Raw genomic sequence first — 20,480 nt, forward strand, 5'->3', positions numbered from 1 at the left:
CCAAATTTTAAAATTTTTTGAAACCTGGTAAATGTCATTATATTCTTTAATAATAACAACAGGTTAAGATTTAAAGCGCTCATAATTAGCTAATAAAGAATTAAATATGGCGATTTGTAATAATTTAGCCTCTAATCAAAAAAGGAATGATAAAAATGTAATATTTGTATTCTTTACCAGAAGATATAATGCAGATAAAAACAGATTTTAGAAGTGATACAGTGACTGTCCCAACACCGGGGATGTTAGCGGCAATGATGAATGCCCGGGTGGGTGATGATGTTTATGGAGAAGATGAAACAGTTGCGGAGCTGGAACATAAACTGGCAGGAATATTCAATATGGAGGCTGGCCTGTTTTGTCCTTCGGGAACGATGACCAATCAGATTGCTATCAAGTGTTTTACCCAGCCTATGGACGAAGTGATTTGTGATCAGACCGCACATGTTTACCGTTATGAGGGTGGGGGCATTGCTTATCATTCTATGGCCTCGGTTCGTTTGCTTAATGGGCCAAGAGGCATTCTGAGTCCTGGACTTATCGCGCCGGAAATCAATGAAGACAATATTCATTATCCGAATTCAAGTCTGGTAGTTCTTGAAAATACCGTAAACAAAGGAGGTGGTGCATGTTATACCCTGGATCAGATTGCGCCCATTTATGAGTTATGTAAAGAGAACGGACTGAAACTGCATCTGGATGGTGCAAGAGTATTCAATGCCCTTGTAGCTACCGGTGACAATGCGTATGATTACGGACAATATTTTGATGGCATTTCAGTATGCCTCTCGAAGGGACTTGGAGCGCCGGTAGGTTCAGTGTTGCTGGGCTCAAAGGAAACAATCAATAAAGCCAGAAAGATCCGTAAGGCCTTTGGTGGGGGCATGCGCCAGGCAGGTTTTCTTGCCGCTGCGGGAATTTTTGCCCTTGATCACCATGTCACACGTCTGGCTGTAGATCATCAGCATGCAGTTTTACTGGCAGAGGCACTGAATTCAGTAGCATATGTAGAAGAAGTGATGCCTGTAGAAACAAATATCGTCATCTTTAAGCTGGCCAAAGGATTTACTACTGCGGCAGTGCTTGGCAGCTTGAATGATAAAGGCATACTATGCGGAACAACAGGGCCTGATACCATCAGGTTTGTCACACACTTAAATATTACAGAGGAGATGATGGCAGCTGCCATAGAGACGATAAAGGAATTAAAACCACTCAGGATCATGTAATGAATAAAATTTTAATTGCAAACAGAGGCGAAATTGCCCTGCGCATCATGCGTTCGGCAAGGGAGATGGGCATACTTACGGTAGCCGTTTTTTCTGAAGCCGACAGAGAAGCACTGCATGTGCGTTATGCAGATGAAGCGGTATTTATAGGCCCTTCTGCGGCAAATCAGTCCTACCTTGTGGCTGAGAAGATCATCGATGCCTGCCGACTCACCGGTGCGGAAGCTATCCATCCGGGCTACGGTTTTTTGTCGGAGAATCCTGCATTTGCAAGGATGGTAGCTGAAGCCGGGTTGATTTTGATTGGCCCGAGTCCGGAAGCTATGGCCATCATGGGCAATAAGCTCTCGGCGAAAGCTGCAGCATTACAATATGATATTCCGATGGTGCCCGGTACTGAAGAAGCAGTTACTGACATTGACGAAGCCAAGAAAAGAGCCGCAGAAGTGGGCTTTCCTATCCTGATTAAAGCCGCTGCAGGCGGTGGTGGAAAGGGGATGCGTATCGTTGATGAGCTCTCAGATTTTGAAGAGCAGATGCAGCTTGCTGTGAGTGAAGCACAATCTGCATTTGGCGATGGCGCGGTGTTTATCGAGCGCTATGTTTCCTCACCCAGACATATCGAGATTCAGGTACTTGGTGATAGCCATGGAAATATTGTGCACCTTTTTGAAAGAGAGTGTTCTGTTCAGCGTAGACATCAGAAAGTAGTTGAAGAAGCACCATCGAGTGTACTCAGTCCGGAGCTTAGGGCAAAGATGGGTAAATGTGCGGTTGATGTGGCCAGGTCTGTAAACTATACAGGTGCAGGGACAGTTGAATTTATCCTTGATGAGCACCTGGATTTCTTTTTCCTTGAAATGAATACCCGCTTGCAGGTGGAGCACCCGGTAACTGAGCTGATCACGGGGCTTGACCTGGTAAAGGAACAGATAAAAATTGCCCGGGGAGAGGCGCTGTCATTTTCGCAGGATGATATTAAACTAAATGGCCACGCCATAGAGCTGAGGGTGTATGCAGAAGATCCTATGGAGAATTTTATGCCGGATATTGGAACATTAAAAACATATCGTACACCCAAGGGGAACGGTGTGAGAGTTGATGACGGCTTTGAAGAAGGCATGGAGATCCCGGTATACTATGATCCGATGATCGCAAAGCTGATCACATTTGGTGCCAACAGGGAGGAAGCTATCGCGAGATTGATCAGGGCTATTTCAGAATATGACATTACTGGCATTCAAACCACTCTGAACTTTGGTAAATTTGTGATGGAACACGAGGCATTCACTTCAGGTAACTTCGATACCCATTTTGTGGCGAAATATTTCAAACCTGAACTGATCAGGCAGGAAAGCGGAGCAGAAGACGAGGCGCTGATCGCTGCTATTGTAGCCCTGCAGCAATTGAAAAAGAAGCACAATATAAATACAGGATTGCCAGAGACAGGAACACCAAACAACTGGCTTAAAAACCGGGTTAATTATTAAAAATTTATGTTTACAGGTATTATTGAAACGTTCGGAAAGGTGGTTGATGTTATAGAAGAAGGTACAAACCTTCATTACACCATTGAATCGAACTTGAGTAACGAATTAAAAATTGATCAGAGTGTTGCACACAATGGCGTTTGCTTAACGGTAGTGGCACTTACAGACAGTACTCATACAGTTACTGCGATACAGGAGACTCTGGAAAAGACCAATCTGCAGCACCTGACAAAAGGAATGAGAGTAAACCTGGAGCGCTGTATGCAGATGAACGGCAGGCTGGACGGACATATCGTTCAGGGCCATGTTGACCAGACAGCGGTTTGTGTCCTGCGTGAAGAATTGGATGGCAGCTGGGAGTACCGTTTTAAGTATGATAGCAGCAAGGGTAACGTCACCGTAGAGAAAGGTTCAATTTGTGTAAACGGAATAAGTCTTACGGTTGTAAACTCTGAGAAGGATGAATTTTCGGTGTTCATCATCCCCTACACTTTTGAACATACCAACCTGCAGGAGGTGAATAAGGGAGATACCGTAAATCTGGAATTTGATATCATTGGCAAATATGTTGCCAGACTGCTGCAAACATCCTAATCCATATAAATGATAGGTTTTTCCAATTACTGGCAAGGTAATTGGTTAGTATTTAGTAGTTATAAAACAAATACGAACTTAAAATTTTAATAATATGGATACTTTAAAGAAGTTTGAACTGATGGAGAAAATTGTAAGGGAGTTAGAAGACTTACAGCATTCACAACAAGCAATCATTCAGAAGATAGGAAAAATTGAGGTGGATAATATTGAACTGAGTGATAAAAGACTCGATAAAGATTTACCGGATATGCACCAAAGGGTAGCAGATAACCTGGATACTATTGTTGGAATCCTGGATTACTTTGCAGATAAAACGCAGAATTTTGGAAATAAAAATAATGTGGATGCCCTGAAAGAACAACAGACCATCAATGAGGCCTTAGGTAACAACTAAGCATTACCTTACTCAGCAATATTGGAACCCCTCAATGAGGGGTTTTCTTTTTTATCGGCTCTGGGGATTTTAAGATCAAACCTGGTACCCTTGCCCAGTTCGCTTTCCATAGTGATGTGGCCATCGTTTTTCTCCATAAATTCCCAGCATACCATCAGGCCGATGCCTGTACCTTTCTCATTTTTTGTACCCCTGCTGGATACATTTTCACCCTTGAAGATTCTCTGGATATTTTCTTTTGCTATACCTACACCGGTATCGCTTATGCTGATGTCAATATAGTCGTTATCCTGGCAGGATGCCGAAATATCGATATGACAGTTGGAGTGGCAGAACTTGATAGCGTTGCTGAGCAGGTTTCTTACCACCATCTGGATCATCAGCAGATCAGCGAAGGCCGTCAGGTCGCCCTCGAGGGAATGTGTGATGATGATCTCTTTATCAGCAGCAGCCTTCATATGGTAACTGATTTCGCCGGATACCAGGGCTTTCAGGTCACAGTAATCCTTATTGATGCTGTAACCTTTTAACTGGCTTCTCGACCAGTGCAGGATGTTTTCCAGAAGATCTGCAGTGTATGATATGTCTTTGGTAAGTTTTGGTGCAAGAAATTTAAACTCTTCGGGACTGATAATATCATCCGACATCATTTTCAGGATCTCCGTAACGTTCAGGAGCGGGCCTCTCAGGTCATGCGCCATAATCGAAAACACACGGTCTTTCAGCTGATTCAGCACCTGCAGTTCTTCAGCCTGCTGCTGGGATTTAAGCGCCTGCTGCCTCAGATTTGTCAGATCCTGGAATTTGATAATTGTTGCATTCCTGTTCAGTTTATTTTCGTTCAGAAAAGTGAAATCCACTTCGAGGTCAAAGATACCATCGTCACTGCGCACCAGTATTTCTGTTTTTCCGGACACATGTTTATCAAGGAAAAAGATCAGCTCCTGCTGGTCGGGCAGGATATCGTTTAAGGTCTTGCCAATCAGCTCTCCATGCTGACCCGTCCGGATATATTTCTTAAATGCGGAATTATAGTCTATAACCCTGTTTTCGTGATCGAGCACTACGAATGCATCCCGCATCAGTTCAAGAACCTTCTCCCGGGCCAGGGGCAGGGTATCAAATAATTCAAATCTGTAGATAGCAATAAATATCATCGCATTGGCGATCATGAAGGCAAAGGGAGTGATATCCAGATGCCCCATTGGGCGCAGTCCAATCATATAGCAGAGATTTGCAACCCATGGGATCACTGCTCCGGCAAGAACAGCCCTGTTCTGTTTGCGGTATACGGCATCAGATTTACTGAATTTTTTGATGATCTGATAGTTCCCTATCGCCAGCAGCGAATAAAAATAAAAGGTAAATAGATAGTATCCTATACCGGGAGTAATCTTGAGCATGGGGAAGCTGCCGCTTTGATCCACACTTAGTTCTTTGTAATACAGGTGATGATAACTGTTGGTCCACAACATCAGTAAGGTGAAAAGTGGCACAATGGTAATCAGCACTTTATTACTGTTTTTCTTTAACCACTGTTCCTTTCCTGCCAGTACCAGGCAAAACAAAAACCAGTTGAAGGGAAGAGCAACGATACCAATGTATTCAATGTTGACCAGCAGTTTCATCTGCAGCAAGACAGAACTGGCCAGTTCCAGTCCATAGCCGATCGACCATATGGAGTTTGATAAGATCAGTAAGCCTACCCAGCGCGCTACTCCGGATTCATTGCTCAGGATATAGAAAGACAGCAGCATTGTGATGCTTCCTAAAAAGACTAAAGCGAGTGCGTAGACGTTAAAATCAAAAGCCATTTATTTTTTTGGCTGTAAAATTGTGAGTAGCTAAAATACAAAATAAAAATAAAAGACACACATTATGAAAAAATTGATACTATCGGCATTATTTATTTGCTTTAGTGTAATTGCATTTGGCCAGGTACTGCCAAGTTTCCAGTTTGGTATAAAAGGGGGTACAAACCTTTCCAAGCTGACAACGGATAATACGTTGGGAAGTGACAACCGTTCAGGTTATTACGCAGGGGTCTGGGCAAGGTTGGGTGCTGCGGGCATACACTTTCAGCCGGAGCTTTACCTGGCAGGAAAAAACTCGACATTAACCAACGACGCCGGACTGGAAAACAAAGTGAGATTGACGAGTCTGGATGTGCCTTTACTGGTTGGTACCAAGATCGGTGCAGCTGGTGTGGGACTTCGTTTAAATACAGGACCGGTAGTGTCCTTTATCCTGGATGACAAACAGTCATTTGGTGATGCCGCTGGCAGCGTGTTCAGAGGACAGTTCAAAAATCAATCGGTAGCATGGCAGTTTGGGGCGGGATTTGACTTCGGAAAACTGGGGGTGGATCTACGATATGAGACAGGATTGTCCAAAATTGGGAAATCCGGTTATGATGACAGTAGACTGAACTTATTTACCCTCGGATTGGCATTGCGCGTTTTTTAATCTGGTATATCGTATTAGCAAAATTAAAAGGGTAATCCTCATAGGATTACCCTTTTTTTGGCGTCAAATTTGCAGCGTTCTTGTTCCCCACCTAAACCCTGAACTGCTATGAATATCAAAGACTTATTATTAAACGGAAGTAGCTTTTTATTGTTGATGAAACAATACGCAATTGATATCGCTGATATCAAAATTAAAGATGAAGAACTGTTGGCTGACCAGTTTTTCAAACACCCGGAACTATCAAAGGAAAGTATCTGTATCGAAGGAAAAAACCAGGACGGAATTATCAATTTCTTTGGAACCTTACACTACAATCTGTTTAATAAACTGGCAGTATTTGAAATGCACGGATTTGAAAAAACCGCAACCGAAGAACTGAATTAGTTTGTTTTCAGCACCTCTTTGATCTCATAATTAAACGCTCCTTTAATGGGGCGTATGGGAGTCTCTTGTGCATCACTCAGCACTTTCACAAAGCAGGCGCCGAAGTAAAAGATAAAAGAAGAGTAAAAAACGAACAGCATAATCAGTACAATAGATCCTGACGCTCCGTAGATATTTCCAATATTACTAAGTGGTAAAGCGAAACGGAGAATATACTTACCCAGCGTAAATAGAATCCCTGTAAGTAGTCCGCCCCTGATAGAGGAGATCCAGGTAGGCCTGCCGTTAGTAAGGAATTTAAAAAGCACACTGAACCAGGTAGTCACAATAATAATAAACAGTATCTGATTGAGGATGATCAGGAACACCTTTCCGGCCGTAGGTGCGGCAGTGTTGATATATGGGCCAATAAACGCCTGGATACTATCTGTAAGCAGACCTACAAAAAATAGTAAACCTGCAACCAGGATAATAATAAATGCCCTTGCCCTGATTTTTAACTTAAAAAGAAAGCTTGAATGCTCTTTTATACCGATCGACCAGATCTGGTCCATTGAATTTTTGATTACACTAAAGAGTGTAGTTGCAACAAACAGGAAGAACACAAAACTGACCAGAGTAGCATACCATTGATGATCAATACCCCGGATGTTCCTAAGCGTTTGCCTGATCTGTGTGGTACTGCTTTCATCAAGAATACTGGACAAACGTTCAAAAATCCTCGTTACCAGTATTTTACGGTCCATAAAAAAACCGAATAACCTGATCAGAATCAATAATATAGGTGGTAAGGCGAAGTTAGTGAAAAATGCTGTAGCACCTGCCAGTCTCAACGGGTCATTCTTCTGGAACAGTTTAAATGCTGACCTGAGGTGTTCAGAAAATAAGCGGGTTCGTTGAATAATGTTATGGGACATGCCTCCTTGATTACAGCTAATGTCCGAAATTACAGATTTTTTTTGAATCAGCTGACATTGAAATGAGAAAGCAGCGGAGGCACTGCTTTCTCTTTCTCTGATTTACAGGTTTCCGCGTAACTCCTGTTCGCGCTCCAGCGACTCAAACAGCGCCTTGAAATTGCCTGCCCCGAAAGACTGTGCACCTTTCCGCTGAATGATTTCGAAGAACAGGGTAGGGCGGTCCTGCACAGGTTTTGTGAAAATCTGTAACAGGTAACCTTCTTCATCGTAGTCTACCAAAATCCCCAGTTCCTGCAGCGGTGCAATATCTTCATCAATTTTACCCACCCGTTCCAGCAAAGTTTCATAATAAGCAAGTGGTGGCGGACTCAAAAATTCTACTCCCCTGGCTTTCATTGCCCTTACGGTACTGATGATGTCATGTGTAGCTACGGCGATATGCTGAACGCCTTCACCCTCATAAAACTCCAGATATTCTTCGATCTGAGACTTCTTTTTGCCCTCTGCAGGTTCATTTATAGGAAATTTCACATATCCGTTCTTATTGCTCATTACCTTGCTCATCAGGGCAGAGTATTCGGTATTGATCTGCTTGTCATCAAATGAAAGGATGTTTCTGAAGCCCATCACATCTTCATACCATTTTACGGCTTCATTCATCCTGTTCCAGCCCACGTTACCTACGCAGTGATCAATGTACAGCAGTCCGGTACTTTCAGGCTGATAACCACCTTCAATAGCTACATATCCCGGCATAAAGGCACCTGTATAATTCTTTCTTTCAATAAATAGGTGCACTGTCTCACCGTAGGTATAAATCCCGGCAGTGCGGATCTCTCCGAATTCATCAGTCAGGGTTTGAGGTACCTGATAGGATTTTGCCCCCCTTTTAATTGTTTCTTCGTAGGATTTGTAGGCATCATCCACCCAAAGTGCCAGAATTTTTACACCGTCACCATGTTTTTTGATGTGCTCCATGATTGGGCCCTCAGACTTCAGGGGGGTAGTTAAAACCAACCTGATCTTTCCCTGCTGCAGAACGTATGAAGCTCTGTCCCTTAGGCCGGTTTCAGGACCAGCATAAGCCACACTGTTAAAGCCAAAGGCCGTTTTATAAAAGTGTGCTGATTGTTTGGCATTTCCTACATACAGCTCCACATGGTCTGTCCCGTTGAGCGGAAGGAAATCCTGCGTTAATGTTTCTTTTTCTACAAATTGAGTTTGCATGATTTTTTATTTAATTTTTCGTTAGTATCAGTTTTTGTTATTCTATATTGATCTGCCAGCTCTTGTGGTAGCTTTCGTCTTCAATTTTTACAGCATCTTCTGTAAGCATCAGCGGGCGAAAGGGATCGATCATTACGGCCAGTTCTTCAGTTTTTTCCTTTCCTATGGATTTCTCTACAGTACCCGGGTGCGGTCCGTGGGGGATACCGCCGGGATGCAGCGTAATCTGTCCCTTGACCACGCTCTTTCTGCTCATGAAATCACCATCTACATAATATAAAACTTCATCACTGTCAACATTACTGTGATTATAGGGAGCAGGAATGGAGAGTGGGTGGTAGTCGTATTTGCGGGGTACAAAAGAGCAGATGACGAAATTATGTCCTTCAAAGGTTTGGTGCACCGGAGGCGGCTGATGCAAACGGCCTGTGATCGGCTCAAAGTCGTGTATGGAAAAAGCCCAGGGGTAGTGAAAGCCATCCCAGCCCACAAAGTCGAAGGGATGTGTACCATAGGTATAAGGATAGATGAGACCTTGTTTCTTGATGAGCACTTTAAAATCTCCCAGTTCATCATTGGTCTCCAGTTCTGTGGGTTTCCTGATGTCGCGTTCGCAATAAGGAGAATGTTCCATCAGCTGTCCGTACTCATTCCTGTAGCGTTTGGGGCTGCGGATGGGGCTAAAGCTCTCCACGATAAACAAACGGTTTTTCTCGTCGTCGAACTGCAGCTGATAAATTGTGCCGCGCGGTACTACAAGATAATCACCGTAACTGAACCTGATCTTTCCAAACCCGGTTTTTAGCAGTCCTGAACCCTCATGGATGAAGATCACCTCATCGGCCTGGCTGTTTTTGTAGAAGTAATCCGTCATGGATTTCCGCGGAGCGGCGAGCGAAATGTGCAGGTCGCTGTTCACCAGCACAGGCTTCCTGCTTTGCAGGTAATCATCTTCTGGCGCGATATTAAAACCGATCAGCGAAGTGTGCTTCAGGTGTTTCTCCCTGGCGATTTTGGGCTCTACCGAATACGGTTCGCCCAGTGACTTGACGATTGTTGGGGGATGACAGTGATAAACAAGCGAGTATAAACTTGAAAACCCTTCTGTGGATACCAGTTCCTCTGCATAAAGCTCGCCGTTTGGTTTACGGAAAACAGTATGCCTTTTAGGCGGAATGGTACCTAAAGTATGATAAATGGGCATAACTATAGGAATATATATTGGTTAAAATATGGGAACGTATAAAAAACGTGAGAACGTTAAATACACTGAATTGCTGGGAAGAGCTTAAATGGAGTACTGGGCAAAAATGAGCTTAGAGAGCATAGCATATCTGAAGGAAGCCAAAACCTGGCTGGAAATCCGTTCCTGATATTTGATATTGCTATTTGTCATATAATACGTTTGCTAATTTAAGAATTAAATCAGCAGTAATCAAAATTATCCTTAGATTCTAATTGTTGTAGATTTAAATCATATTCCATTGAAAATCTCTAGCTTTGATCTATATCAAGCGTAACCGCTGCCAAACATAAACTATATGAAGCTAGTATCTTACATAACAGAAGACAGAGAGCACCTGGGGGTTTTCGTCAATGGTCATATCTATAACCTCCATTCCTGTGATAAGCAAATTCCAAATGACATGAATGCATTTCTGAAGGATGCCGAAGTGCTGATGGAACGGGCACTGGCAATTGATGCCAAAATTAAATCTGCTGAAATAGAACCCAAAGAAGAGGCCTTCTATGAAGTGATCGCGCCGGTACCACATCCTGCGTCATGCCGCGACGGTTATGCATTCCGCCAGCATGTAGCTGCTGCACGGAGAAACAGGAAAGTGGATATGATTGCCGAGTTCGACCAGTATCCTATATTTTACTTTACCAACCACAACGCTGTCAGCGGGCCCGGGGAGATCGAATGTATGCCGGATCATTTCCAGAAACTGGATTTTGAACTGGAGGTAGCTATTGTGATCGGGAAAAAGGGAAGGAATATCACTGCTGCCGAAGCCGATAGTTATATTGCCGGGTACATGATCATGAATGATATGAGTGCACGCACACTTCAGATGGAGGAAATGCTGCTCAACCTGGGGCCTGCAAAGGGTAAAGATTTTTCTACTATAATTGGTCCATGGCTGGTTACTCCTGATGAGCTTGAAGAATTTCGTACCGATGCCAAACCGGGACATACCGGTAATGCCTATAACTTAAAGATGACCTGTACAGTGAACGGCAAGCAGGTATCGGCAGGGAATATGGCAGATATGGACTGGACCTTTGCGGAAATTATAGAACGCTGTGCTTATGGTGTGGATATCCTTCCTGGTGATGTAATCGGATCAGGAACCGTTGGAACGGGATGCTTTCTGGAACTCAATGGTACCGGTCTTTTGAATGATCCCAATTATCAGCCTCAATGGTTGCAGGATGGGGATGTGGTAGAGATGGAGATTACAGGTCTTGGCCGTTTGAGCAATACCATCCGCAAGGCTGACACAGATTTTTCTATCTTAGCACTAAAAAAATAATGCTTAGCCTCAATGTTTCCGAGTTAACTCCTGCCCAGCTTCAGAACTATATGCATTATGCTGTAGCACCAAGGCCCATTTGCTTCGCGACAACTGTGGATAAGGCGGGAAATGTAAATCTGAGTCCTTTCAGTTTTTTCAATATGTTTAGTACAAATCCACCGATGTGTATATTTTCTCCTGCCAGAAGGGTACGGGACAATACGACCAAACATACGCTGGAGAATATCCTGGAGGTGAAGGAGTGTGTTATTAATATCGTCAATTATCCCATGGTGCAGCAGATGAGCCTGGCGAGTACCGAATATGCAAAAGGTATCAACGAATTTGAGAAGGCCGGTTTTACCATGCAGGCTTCGCAGTTGGTAAGGCCACCGCGGGTTGCCGAGGCTCCGGTGCAGATGGAGTGTATAGTAAAGGAGGTTATCCATCTTGGGGAGCAGCCCGGGGCAGGTAATCTGGTGCTGGCAGAAGTAAAGCTGATCCATATCAAAGAAGAGATTCTGGACAACGAAGGCAAGATTGATCAGGCTAAGATCGACCTGGTGGCGCGGCTGGGGGGTGACTGGTATTGCCGTGTCACACAGGATAACCTGTTTCAGGTGGCGAAGCCCCTAACTACACTGGGGATAGGGGTGGATGCACTGCCAAAGCAGGTTAGAAATTCATATGTGCTCACCGGAAATGACCTCGGCATGCTGGGAAATATCGAACATATACCTTCAGAAGAAGAAATCGATATGATCAGGAATGATGAAGCTGTAAAAGAGGTGCTGGATGCCACGATTGGTGATGCGGTAAACCGTCAGCGTGAATTACATGAACTGGCAAAAGAAATGCTCAAAAGAGGTGAAGTGCTCAGTGCCTTAAAAGTAGTACTGCTGGAAAGTTAAAGAATACTTACGGCTTTCATCAGCCTGCTGCGGTAATAGGCATTGAGGGTAGTGATCGTTACGCCATGTGCCTTCCCCGAGGTAGAATGGATAAAGTGTATCGTATCACACTCTATCTCTGCAATAATGCCTACGTGGCCTACAACCCGTCTGCGTGGATTGGTTCCCGTGAATACCAGTACATCCCCAACTTTTGCATTCTCCAGTTTGATTGGTTTTCCGGCTACATTAAATTCCGTTGATGAGCGCGGAACATCAAAACCGAAATTGTGAAAAACATAGCTGACAAATCCCGAGCAGTCGAAACCTACCGAGGGGTTACTGCAGGCGTAACGGTAAGGAACACCGATCATTGTTTTTGCAAAGCTGATCAGTTTGCTTGCCGGTGTTTCAGTACTAAAGTGTGAATTGAGCTTGTCGACCAGTTCCCTGTACTTTGCAGGAACCGTCTGCGCTTCGCCGGAGGTGGCGAAAAACAGACTGAAAAAGAATAAAATGAGGACTTTTTTCATATTATTTGCCCTAAAGATATTAAAATAATATTCATTAGGACAAATACCCCATAAAAAATTATGGGGTAGTAACGGCAACGGGAAGAATCTTACCGTTAAAGAATTTATGGCCCGTTGCAGCGAAATCAGCAACATATTTGCCCATTTCAAAGGCCATCACAGGTGATTCATATCCAGGGAAGGCCTGCTCCAGCATTTCTGTTTGTGCAGAACCCAGTGCCAGGCAGTTCACTTTGACTCCGGTATCTGCAAGCTCATAGGCCAGGCATTCTGTCAATGTGGCCAGGGCTCCTTTACTCGAAGAATAGGCCGCAAGACCGGGAAACTTTACACTACCCTGGAAACCTCCCATACTACTGATATTTACAATATGGCCGCCGGCTTGCATCAGCGGCTGTACATTTTTGATCATATTGAAGTGACCTATGACATTGCTCTGGAACATATTCTGCATATCCTCTGCGGTAGTGTCGGCGAAAGATTTGTTGACCAGTGCTCCTGCATTGTTGATCAGGATATCTACATGGCCCAAACGCTGTTGAAGAAATGGTACCAGCGCTGCATAGTCGTCATGTACAATGTCAAATTCAACAGGCAGCAGTGTACAATCGGGGTTAATGCTGCGTGCAATTTCCAGCAGTTTCCGCAGTTTATCGGCAGATCTGGCAATGCAAACCACCTTGTTTTCCGTTTTTAAAGTAAATTCCAATGCGGTTTCGAAACCTATTCCACTGCTGGCGCCTGTTAATACAATATTCATCTTAGTCTTCTTCTGTAATCAGTTGGGTAACCGGATTGGCAATCACATGCAGTCCGTCGTTAATTAATTTTTTATGGTCAGGTTCATTGGAAGCTTTCATCTCCAGGTAAATCCTGATTTCTTTTTCCAGTTCGGGGTACGAACCGGTGTAATGCAATATTTCTAACATTTCCAGCGCACATAGCCAGTCTGTTCTGAAGTCTGTTTTCAACTGACTGAACAAAGCCGGGATTTCCTCAGGACTGGCCTTTCCATCTCTGATCATTCTTACCGACCTGTAAATGCCATGTAACCGTGTGGTAGTGGCATCATAACTCAGCTTCGTGGTTTGTTTTTCACTGATATGCGTGATTTCCTCATAAGCTTCCTTATCTGCGGCACCATTGAAAACTGATACTATCTTTTCTCCAACAGCCATATCATATGTTCCCCATTCAGGCATAAACAGTACGTTTCCATTGCCTTCCTTCACGGTACATTGCTCAAAGGTAATCATCACAATTTTATCAGCACTGCGCAAAATGTTTTTCACAAGTCCTGAAACCACGATCCCACTTTCAAAGTTAAGAATGCCAGTTTTTCCTTCCGCTATCTGAATGTTTTCCAGATCTGCCCTGCTAAAGTTTTCCAAAGGCAGCGATATGTCTTTTAGTTTGCCAACAGGCGAAGAAAATCCATCCTGATGATAAGATTTGCCATGTCCTTCCAGCTGTTTATGATCAACAGCCAATGCAGAGGGGCCGGTGGTTTTAACAAAGGTCAGTTCATCATGCATATCGATGCCCATGTCGTTAAAAACACCAGTAACCTGTAAACCTGAGCTGTAGACTGCTGTAGCAGGATTACGCGATTCCATCGCCTTGATGATGCTTTCTGATCCCCCTTTCCTGAATGACATCGTATCCGCAAACTGCTCCAGCACGTCGATCAGGTTTTGGAAAGTCTCTGTGACAAACAGCTGAGGCTGCGTTTTAGTGATATCATATGCGTAATTGAGCGTGTCAATTGTATAGGGGATCTTTTTTACGCTATCCATCATACATGAAGCACTTTCACCAATTGAAGAGAGTAATCCTGCACCATAGATCTTTGGGTCGGAAAGACTGCCGATCAGTCCGTATTCTACCGTCCACCAATGCAACCTGCTGAGTAAAGCCATTTCTGAAGGTTCACCCATATTGTCAGCAATTTCTTGCAGCACTTGTTCCGCTTTCGCGATTTCATATTCAGGCGCATCCACAGCTTCTTTGAGAATAGACAAGGCACGGATTGCTTCGTACAACTCAAAATCTTTGGCAGAGAACATCGCTTTTGCGCCAATAGATCCGATATAACTCAGGTAACTGTTGTAATCAGCATCTGCAATAATAGGGGCGTGGCCGGCCGACTCGTGGATGATATCCGGGGCTGGGGTATATTCAATATGATTGATCTGGCGGATGTCTGCGGCGATAACCAGTACGCGGTAAGCCTGGTACTCCATAAATGCTGCAGGAGGAATAAAGCCATCTACTGTGACTGCACCCCATCCCAGTTTACCCAGATTGTCGTTCATGGTTTGCAGATCCGGAATATATTCAATGCTTAGTCCGGCACGCTGTAATCCTTTAATATATGGATAGTAGGCTACATCCTTGAGGTAACTGTAATTCTGACGCATCACATAACGCCATACGGCCTGGTCTACCGGGGTATATTTATCGTAGTTCTGATCTACAATAAACTGCCTTAAATGCCGCGGCAGTTTTGCTACCTGCGGATTGTTAAAGTCATTAAAATCGCTCATAACCCTTTTATATTTGATGGGTCTAAAGTTAAACCTGTATGAAGGATTAATCAAGAGACCGGCCATCCTTTTACTTTTGGCTGATTTATTTTTTCACCTTGAAAGAGAAGTGCGTCTGGATAAAATAACTGGCTACAGCTAAAATGATGGTAGTAACAAATTTTGCTACTGAAGGGTAGAAGTTGAAACTCTGTACCATGATCTTGATCATCGCAAAATTTAGCATCAGATTGGTGCTCACTACGATGGCGTAGCGGAACATCTGTATTCTTCCCTTGAGTTCCGACGTGGTAAATACCAGATATTTATTGAGTGTAAAGCCAACAATAAACGTCAGCGGGGCCTCAATAATCAGCGTTGCTACGGGCGCAGTAATCAGATAGGGCCGAAAGCTCAGGTTTACATCCTGCTGATGCAGTACATAATTGTAAATCAGGAAATATAAAATAATGCCTATTGCGGTATTCGTGCCACCGGAAACGATGTACCTGAAAGTATGCAAAGACAGCCAGCGTGAAAATGGTGGATAAAAGAAGTCAATAAATCTGAGAAGGGCTTTGCGCATATTTAAATTTGGTACTCGATAAGCGGCGCAATTTAGGGATTGCATATCATTTCCCGAAATTATGTATAGTTAGCGTGCCGGGGGGGCAGAGATAAAATCGATCACTGCACAGTATTTGTAACCTGTATGGTTCCTGATATTTACACCCACTAGTCTCAGTTGGTAGGCTGTTCCTAAGATCGTCTTACGGTGGCCCAGATCAGGAACATTCTTATCGAGCAGTAACATACATACATTGGCCAGACCTTTGGAGAAACCGAATGCGAGGTTTTCTCCCATGGATCTCCGAGGATAGTATTTACCAATCCTGTCCTGAACAGTTCTGCCATCCGAAGACTTATGGCCGGCTTTATTATTTTTGCTGAGGTCTTTGGCATGTTGCTGCGCCACCCATGTCAGCGTTTCATCGGGACTGAACAGGGGCAGGTCCCTGATGATTTCCAGATCCTCTTTAAGTCCCCTGTAGTATCTGTCTTTACGATTTACCCTCAGCTCATCATAATTGCTGTAGCGTTGCATGTCTACATTATAAGCATTGACAAAATCCTGAAAATAGGTCTCAAAGAACTTCCTGCCGTCTGTGCGGGCAAGGTTCATGTAAAATACAATTTGTTTTTCTTCTTCGTTGAGATAATCTGCGTTTCTGGCGGTGTTGGCATTGTCAAGTTCTTCCTGGCTCCACATATTGCTGTTGGATTGGGCCTTTAGTGTAAAAGAACAAATCAGTAAAAGAAAGAAAAGAATCGGATTGAGTTTCATTTGTCGTGTTGATACCGGGTTTATGTGTTGATGCCACAGTAACAATAATGAGACCAATGCTATTGCAAATGGTTTAAATAAAAAAACCTGCCGGGAGACAGGTTTTATATTGTAAAGAGTTTAAGATTTTCTCAGGAGGTTTTTCCAGCTTACCCTGCTTTCGATCAGCTCATTCAGATCTTTAATTTCGATGCGCTGCTGCTCCATACTGTCGCGGTGGCGGATGGTAACGGTGTCATCTTCAAGAGTCTGGTGATCAATTGTGATACAGAAAGGCGTACCTATGGCATCCTGTCTGCGGTAGCGTTTTCCAATCGAATCTTTTTCTTCGTAAACGACGTTGTAATCCAGCATCAGATTGTTCATGATCGCCTGTGCTTTTTCCGGCAAACCGTCCTTTTTTGTCAAAGGCAGGATGGCAGCTTTAATTGGTGCAAGGCATGGGTGTAAATGAAGCACGGTACGGCTGTCAACTTTATCACCTTCAGTAAGGTCCTGCTGCTCAAAAGCATTGATCATCGTCAGCAGGAACATGCGGTCTAAACCGATTGAAGTTTCAATCACATATGGAATGTAGTTTCCATAAGGTTTGCCTTCTGCATTCAGCTCGTTGTCAAAGTACTGCATTTTTTTACCGGAATACTCCTGATGCTGACTCAAATCGAAGTCTGTACGGCTGTGAATACCTTCTACTTCTTTGAATCCGAATGGGAATTCGAACTCAATATCCACTGCTGCATTGGCATAATGAGCCAGCTTGGCATGGTCGTGATATTTGTATTTCGCAGGGTCTGTACCCAGGGCAGTATGCCATTTCAACCTGGCTTCTTTCCAGTAAGCGTACCATTTCATTTCTTCGCCCGGACGAACAAAAAATTGCATCTCCATTTGTTCAAATTCGCGCATACGCATGATGAACTGACGGGCAATCACCTCATTTCTGAAGGCTTTACCAATCTGGGCAATACCAAAAGGAATTTTCATTCTTCCTGATTTTTGTACGTTGAGGAAGTTTACAAAAATACCCTGTGCAGTTTCCGGACGCAGGTACACTTCTTCGGCACCTTCAGCCATGGCACCAAACTGGGTGCTGAACATCAGGTTAAACTGGCGTACATCTGTCCAGTTTTTTGTACCGCTCACCGGGCATGCAATTTCATGCTCCTCGATCAGTACTTTTAGCTGCGGCAGGTTCTCTGCTTTCAGCGCCTCATTCATATCGGCCTGAAGTTTTGCTGCTTTATCTGTTTTCCCGTCTTTTTCATAACGGGCAATTTTATCTTCTAGTAACTGGTCGGCACGGTAACGTTTTTTTGAATCTTTATTATCGATCATCGGATCACTGAAGCCGTCTACATGTCCGCTGGCTTTCCATACTTTAGGGTGCATAAATATCGCGGAATCGATACCTACAATATTTTCGTGCATCTGCACCATTGATTTCCACCAGTATGTTTTGATATTATTTTTCAGTTCAGCACCCATCTGACCGTAGTCATACACGGCACTTAATCCATCATAAATTTCACTGCTTTGAAATACAAAACCGTATTCTTTAGCGTGAGAGATCACATTTTTAAATTGTTCGTCGTTATTCGTTTTGGCCATAATACTGCAAAGATAGAAAGTTGAGGGTAATTTTGACCGAATAAGTAAGTACTAATTATTACTTTTGAAAGGGATAGCGGTGGAGCTGTTAAAAAGGGCTTTTTCCATATCATTAAAGATTTTAAAATTCAGGCATTGAGTATACAGGTAGAAGGTTTATCTAAAACATTTGCAGAGCAAAAGGCAGTAGACCAGATCAGTTTCACAGCTGTTCCGGGAAAAGTTCTGGGTTTTCTGGGTCCCAATGGTGCAGGTAAATCTACCACCATGCGGATGCTGACGGGGTATTTGCAGCCAACGTCAGGAACAGCAACCCTGGGTGGCTTTGATACACAGCGTGAAAGCCTGGGGATGCGGCGCATTCTGGGATACCTGCCAGAGAATACACCTTTATATACGGATATGTATGTCAGGGAATTTCTGGCCTTCGTAGCAGATACCTATCAGCTGCATCAACCAAAACTTAAAGTCAGGGAGGTTATTGAAAGGGTAGGTCTGGGTGATGAACAGCATAAGAAAATCTCTATGCTCAGCAAAGGCTATAAACAACGTGTTGGGCTGGCCCAGGCAATGATCCACGACCCGCAGATCCTGATCCTTGATGAACCTACTACAGGGCTTGATCCCAACCAGCTTACTGATATCCGCGAACTGATCAGAAATCTGGGCAGGGACAAAACGGTGATTCTCTCCACACATATCATGCAGGAAGTGGAAGCTCTTTGTGAGCAGGTTGTGATCATCAATAAAGGGAAAATTGTGGCAGATTCTCTGTTAACTGATCTCAAAAGCAAACATAAAACTGACTCTTTAGAAGAAATATTCAGATCTTTAACACACTGAAATATAGCGTTTTGTTTAACAACTATTTTGTTTGGCAACCTTTTTGTTTAGCTATAAACGGGATTTTGTCCCGCTAACTAAATAAAGACAATTATGAAAAAGTTATTTTTACTAACCGCTATCGCCGGTATGTTTGCATTCTCAAATGTGTCTGCACAAACTAAAGATCCGGCTATGTCTGGCTCCAAAATTGGAATAGGTGCTGAATTTGCTTTCCCAACAGGTGACTTTGGTGATGCTTATAAATTGGGATATGGTGGAACGTTACAATTCCAGACACCAATCATAGAGAAATTGAATTTCACTGCATCTGCGGGCTACCTGACCTTTAGAGGTGAGGATATCGCTACAATAGGTGGAACTACTATCAGAAATGCAGATTTAAATGTAATTCCGGTTAAAGCAGGTATCAACTACTTCCTTGCAGAAAACTTTTATGTAGGTGGTGAGCTGGGTGCTGCTTTTGGTACAGGTGATAATTCAAAAACTTCTTTTGCCTATACACCGCATATCGGTATTGAGTTCCCTGTATCTGACAAAGGATCTCTGGATCTTAGCGCAAGATACGAAGAGTGGTCAACCAACTATGATGGACCAGGTAATACCAACTTCAATTTCAAATCAAGATTTGTTGGCTTAAGGCTGGCTTATAACTTCGGTTTGTAATCCATCAGCTAAAAATTATAAAAGGCAGTCCTGACAAGGGCTGCCTTTTTTTTATGCGTAATTGGCATATGTAGCATAATTCATCTAACTTCGGCATCATTATCATCATTCATGTACGCAGTATTTAAACGCGAAATATTCAGTTTGTTAAATTCCCTGATGGCCTACATTACCATCGGTGTATTCCTGTTGGTATCCGGCTTGCTCCTCTGGTTTTTCCCTGATACATCAATTCTGGAGTACGGTTATGCAGAACTGAACGGGTTTTTCAATCTGACGCCATTTCTGTTCATGTTTTTAATTCCTGCGATTACCATGCGCTCATTTGCCGAAGAGCGTAGAGAAGGTACTTATATTTTGCTGGCGAGCAGACCGCTAACCGACTGGCAGATTATCCTGGCCAAATACTTTGCCTGCCTGCTGCTCATCTTATTTGCGCTGCTGCCTACCTTATTATATTATTATACCATTGTTCAGCTGGGCATGCCTAAAGGAAATATTGACGGAGGGGCTGTAGCAGGTTCCTATATAGGGCTGCTGCTGCTGGGCGGAGCTTTTGCAGCTATCGGTGTCTTTTCTTCATCGGTCACCAAAAATCAGGTGATTGCTTTTGCGGTATCTGTTTTTATCTCCTTTATTGTTTATAGCGGCTTTGATGCCATGAGTAAAATCTTTGCGCTAGGCCTGCTGGAAGATGTATTTATATGGCTGAGTGTAAACGCTCATTTTCAATCGATGAGCAGGGGTGTTCTGGATACCCGCGATCTGGTGTATTTTATCAGCTTCACGTTATTGTTTCTGGGAGCAACCAAACTTGTGATCGGAGGTAGAAAATGGTAGC

21 protein-coding genes are annotated in these 20,480 nt (G+C 43.5%); 11 read left to right on the top strand and 10 right to left on the bottom strand.

Going from position 1 to position 20,480, the window contains the following annotated elements; genetic code table 11:
• The first annotated feature begins 188 nt into the window (after window positions 1-188).
• From OQY15_RS09105 to OQY15_RS09120, 4 genes are all read left to right on the top strand, one after another.
• Window positions 189-1,229: a GntG family PLP-dependent aldolase gene (locus OQY15_RS09105; RefSeq protein ID WP_265790550.1), complete on the top strand. Its 1,041-nt coding sequence runs from the start codon at window positions 189-191 to the stop codon at window positions 1,227-1,229.
• Window positions 1,229-2,719, top strand: coding sequence for an acetyl-CoA carboxylase biotin carboxylase subunit (accC, locus tag OQY15_RS09110; RefSeq protein ID WP_265790552.1), 1,491 nt, complete (start codon window positions 1,229-1,231; stop codon window positions 2,717-2,719). Before OQY15_RS09105 ends, accC begins: the two co-directional genes overlap by 1 nt.
• Window positions 2,720-2,725: 6 nt before the next feature.
• The gene (locus OQY15_RS09115) at window positions 2,726-3,313 is read left to right on the top strand and encodes a riboflavin synthase (protein ID WP_265790554.1); all 588 of its coding nucleotides are present in this window, start codon (window positions 2,726-2,728) and stop codon (window positions 3,311-3,313) included.
• 94 nt (window positions 3,314-3,407) lie between these two features.
• Window positions 3,408-3,710 carry a hypothetical protein gene (locus OQY15_RS09120; protein WP_265790557.1) on the top strand — a complete coding sequence of 101 codons (303 nt, stop codon included), beginning with the start codon at window positions 3,408-3,410 and terminating at the stop codon, window positions 3,708-3,710.
• A gap of 8 nt (window positions 3,711-3,718) precedes the next feature.
• Here OQY15_RS09120 and OQY15_RS09125 read toward each other — a convergent pair whose 3' ends face one another.
• Window positions 3,719-5,524 (bottom strand): histidine kinase N-terminal 7TM domain-containing protein, encoded by a 1,806-nt coding sequence (locus OQY15_RS09125; protein WP_265790559.1) that lies wholly within the window; start codon window positions 5,522-5,524, stop codon window positions 3,719-3,721.
• Window positions 5,525-5,588: 64 nt separating this feature from the next.
• Here OQY15_RS09125 and OQY15_RS09130 point away from each other — a divergent pair, with 64 nt between their 5' ends.
• Both OQY15_RS09130 and OQY15_RS09135 read left to right on the top strand, forming a co-directional pair.
• Complete coding sequence (locus OQY15_RS09130) at window positions 5,589-6,176, top strand: porin family protein (protein WP_265790561.1); 588 nt, start codon at window positions 5,589-5,591, stop codon at window positions 6,174-6,176.
• Between the two features lie 108 nt (window positions 6,177-6,284).
• Window positions 6,285-6,563, top strand: coding sequence for a hypothetical protein (locus OQY15_RS09135; protein ID WP_265790563.1), 279 nt, complete (start codon window positions 6,285-6,287; stop codon window positions 6,561-6,563).
• Here OQY15_RS09135 and OQY15_RS09140 read toward each other — a convergent pair.
• The 3 genes from OQY15_RS09140 to OQY15_RS09150 form a co-directional block, all read right to left on the bottom strand.
• On the bottom strand, window positions 6,560-7,480 hold the full coding sequence (locus OQY15_RS09140) for a YihY/virulence factor BrkB family protein (protein WP_265790568.1): 921 nt from the start codon (window positions 7,478-7,480) through the stop codon (window positions 6,560-6,562). The two genes, OQY15_RS09135 and OQY15_RS09140, sit on opposite strands and share 4 nt — an antisense overlap.
• Window positions 7,481-7,582: 102 nt before the next feature.
• Window positions 7,583-8,710 carry a 4-hydroxyphenylpyruvate dioxygenase gene (gene hppD / locus OQY15_RS09145; RefSeq protein WP_265790571.1) on the bottom strand — a complete coding sequence of 376 codons (1,128 nt, stop codon included), beginning with the start codon at window positions 8,708-8,710 and terminating at the stop codon, window positions 7,583-7,585.
• Between the two features lie 37 nt (window positions 8,711-8,747).
• Window positions 8,748-9,914, bottom strand: a complete 1,167-nt coding sequence (locus OQY15_RS09150) for a homogentisate 1,2-dioxygenase (RefSeq protein WP_265790573.1) — start codon at window positions 9,912-9,914, stop codon at window positions 8,748-8,750.
• Between the two features lie 337 nt (window positions 9,915-10,251).
• On the opposite strand from OQY15_RS09150, the gene OQY15_RS09155 reads away from it, so the two are divergent.
• Window positions 10,252-11,247 carry a fumarylacetoacetate hydrolase family protein gene (locus OQY15_RS09155; RefSeq protein WP_265790575.1) on the top strand — a complete coding sequence of 332 codons (996 nt, stop codon included), beginning with the start codon at window positions 10,252-10,254 and terminating at the stop codon, window positions 11,245-11,247.
• A complete protein-coding gene (locus OQY15_RS09160) occupies window positions 11,247-12,140 on the top strand; it encodes a flavin reductase family protein (RefSeq protein WP_265790577.1) in 894 nt (297 codons plus the stop codon). Before OQY15_RS09155 ends, OQY15_RS09160 begins: the two co-directional genes overlap by 1 nt.
• Here OQY15_RS09160 and OQY15_RS09165 read toward each other — a convergent pair.
• From OQY15_RS09165 to OQY15_RS09190, 6 genes are all read right to left on the bottom strand, one after another.
• Complete coding sequence (locus OQY15_RS09165) at window positions 12,137-12,652, bottom strand: C40 family peptidase (protein WP_265790579.1); 516 nt, start codon at window positions 12,650-12,652, stop codon at window positions 12,137-12,139. The genes OQY15_RS09160 and OQY15_RS09165 overlap by 4 nt on opposite strands.
• A gap of 58 nt (window positions 12,653-12,710) precedes the next feature.
• A complete protein-coding gene (locus OQY15_RS09170) occupies window positions 12,711-13,412 on the bottom strand; it encodes an SDR family oxidoreductase (protein WP_265790581.1) in 702 nt (233 codons plus the stop codon).
• Between the two features lies 1 nt (window position 13,413).
• The gene (locus tag OQY15_RS09175) at window positions 13,414-15,198 is read right to left on the bottom strand and encodes an aromatic amino acid hydroxylase (protein WP_265790583.1); all 1,785 of its coding nucleotides are present in this window, start codon (window positions 15,196-15,198) and stop codon (window positions 13,414-13,416) included.
• Window positions 15,199-15,283: 85 nt separating this feature from the next.
• Window positions 15,284-15,763, bottom strand: coding sequence for a GtrA family protein (locus tag OQY15_RS09180; RefSeq protein ID WP_265790585.1), 480 nt, complete (start codon window positions 15,761-15,763; stop codon window positions 15,284-15,286).
• 69 nt (window positions 15,764-15,832) lie between these two features.
• Window positions 15,833-16,522 carry a CAP domain-containing protein gene (locus OQY15_RS09185; protein ID WP_265790587.1) on the bottom strand — a complete coding sequence of 230 codons (690 nt, stop codon included), beginning with the start codon at window positions 16,520-16,522 and terminating at the stop codon, window positions 15,833-15,835.
• A gap of 120 nt (window positions 16,523-16,642) precedes the next feature.
• Window positions 16,643-18,130: a glycine--tRNA ligase gene (locus OQY15_RS09190; RefSeq protein ID WP_265790590.1), complete on the bottom strand. Its 1,488-nt coding sequence runs from the start codon at window positions 18,128-18,130 to the stop codon at window positions 16,643-16,645.
• A gap of 135 nt (window positions 18,131-18,265) precedes the next feature.
• Here OQY15_RS09190 and OQY15_RS09195 point away from each other — a divergent pair, with 135 nt between their 5' ends.
• The 3 genes from OQY15_RS09195 (at window position 18,266) to gldF (ending at window position 20,479) form a co-directional block, all read left to right on the top strand.
• Entirely contained in the window at window positions 18,266-18,973 is a 708-nt protein-coding gene (locus OQY15_RS09195; protein WP_265790592.1) for an ATP-binding cassette domain-containing protein, read from the top strand.
• Window positions 18,974-19,066: 93 nt separating this feature from the next.
• Window positions 19,067-19,639 (top strand): outer membrane beta-barrel protein, encoded by a 573-nt coding sequence (locus tag OQY15_RS09200; protein WP_265790594.1) that lies wholly within the window; start codon window positions 19,067-19,069, stop codon window positions 19,637-19,639.
• A 111-nt stretch (window positions 19,640-19,750) separates the two neighbouring features.
• Entirely contained in the window at window positions 19,751-20,479 is a 729-nt protein-coding gene (gene gldF, locus OQY15_RS09205) for a gliding motility-associated ABC transporter permease subunit GldF (RefSeq protein ID WP_265790596.1), read from the top strand.
• Window position 20,480: the final 1 nt, after the last annotated feature.

Source organism: Pedobacter sp. MC2016-15 (assembly GCF_026239695.1).
Lineage (GTDB): Bacteria > Bacteroidota > Bacteroidia > Sphingobacteriales > Sphingobacteriaceae > Pedobacter.

Excerpts from the sequence above, each read along its gene's own strand:
- OQY15_RS09105 (WP_265790550.1), top strand. The coding sequence starts at position 189 with ATGCAGATAAAAACAGATTTTAGAAGTGATACAGTGACTGTCCCAACA.
- accC (WP_265790552.1), top strand. The coding sequence starts at position 1,229 with ATGAATAAAATTTTAATTGCAAACAGAGGCGAAATTGCCCTGCGCATC.
- OQY15_RS09115 (WP_265790554.1), top strand. The coding sequence starts at position 2,726 with ATGTTTACAGGTATTATTGAAACGTTCGGAAAGGTGGTTGATGTTATA.
- OQY15_RS09120 (WP_265790557.1), top strand. The coding sequence starts at position 3,408 with ATGGATACTTTAAAGAAGTTTGAACTGATGGAGAAAATTGTAAGGGAG.
- OQY15_RS09125 (WP_265790559.1), bottom strand. The coding sequence starts at position 5,524 with ATGGCTTTTGATTTTAACGTCTACGCACTCGCTTTAGTCTTTTTAGGA.
- OQY15_RS09130 (WP_265790561.1), top strand. The coding sequence starts at position 5,589 with ATGAAAAAATTGATACTATCGGCATTATTTATTTGCTTTAGTGTAATT.
- OQY15_RS09135 (WP_265790563.1), top strand. The coding sequence starts at position 6,285 with ATGAATATCAAAGACTTATTATTAAACGGAAGTAGCTTTTTATTGTTG.
- OQY15_RS09140 (WP_265790568.1), bottom strand. The coding sequence starts at position 7,480 with ATGTCCCATAACATTATTCAACGAACCCGCTTATTTTCTGAACACCTC.
- hppD (WP_265790571.1), bottom strand. The coding sequence starts at position 8,710 with ATGCAAACTCAATTTGTAGAAAAAGAAACATTAACGCAGGATTTCCTT.
- OQY15_RS09150 (WP_265790573.1), bottom strand. The coding sequence starts at position 9,914 with ATGCCCATTTATCATACTTTAGGTACCATTCCGCCTAAAAGGCATACT.
- OQY15_RS09155 (WP_265790575.1), top strand. The coding sequence starts at position 10,252 with ATGAAGCTAGTATCTTACATAACAGAAGACAGAGAGCACCTGGGGGTT.
- OQY15_RS09160 (WP_265790577.1), top strand. The coding sequence starts at position 11,247 with ATGCTTAGCCTCAATGTTTCCGAGTTAACTCCTGCCCAGCTTCAGAAC.
- OQY15_RS09165 (WP_265790579.1), bottom strand. The coding sequence starts at position 12,652 with ATGAAAAAAGTCCTCATTTTATTCTTTTTCAGTCTGTTTTTCGCCACC.
- OQY15_RS09170 (WP_265790581.1), bottom strand. The coding sequence starts at position 13,412 with ATGAATATTGTATTAACAGGCGCCAGCAGTGGAATAGGTTTCGAAACC.
- OQY15_RS09175 (WP_265790583.1), bottom strand. The coding sequence starts at position 15,198 with ATGAGCGATTTTAATGACTTTAACAATCCGCAGGTAGCAAAACTGCCG.
- OQY15_RS09180 (WP_265790585.1), bottom strand. The coding sequence starts at position 15,763 with ATGCGCAAAGCCCTTCTCAGATTTATTGACTTCTTTTATCCACCATTT.
- OQY15_RS09185 (WP_265790587.1), bottom strand. The coding sequence starts at position 16,522 with ATGAAACTCAATCCGATTCTTTTCTTTCTTTTACTGATTTGTTCTTTT.
- OQY15_RS09190 (WP_265790590.1), bottom strand. The coding sequence starts at position 18,130 with ATGGCCAAAACGAATAACGACGAACAATTTAAAAATGTGATCTCTCAC.
- OQY15_RS09200 (WP_265790594.1), top strand. The coding sequence starts at position 19,067 with ATGAAAAAGTTATTTTTACTAACCGCTATCGCCGGTATGTTTGCATTC.
- gldF (WP_265790596.1), top strand. The coding sequence starts at position 19,751 with ATGTACGCAGTATTTAAACGCGAAATATTCAGTTTGTTAAATTCCCTG.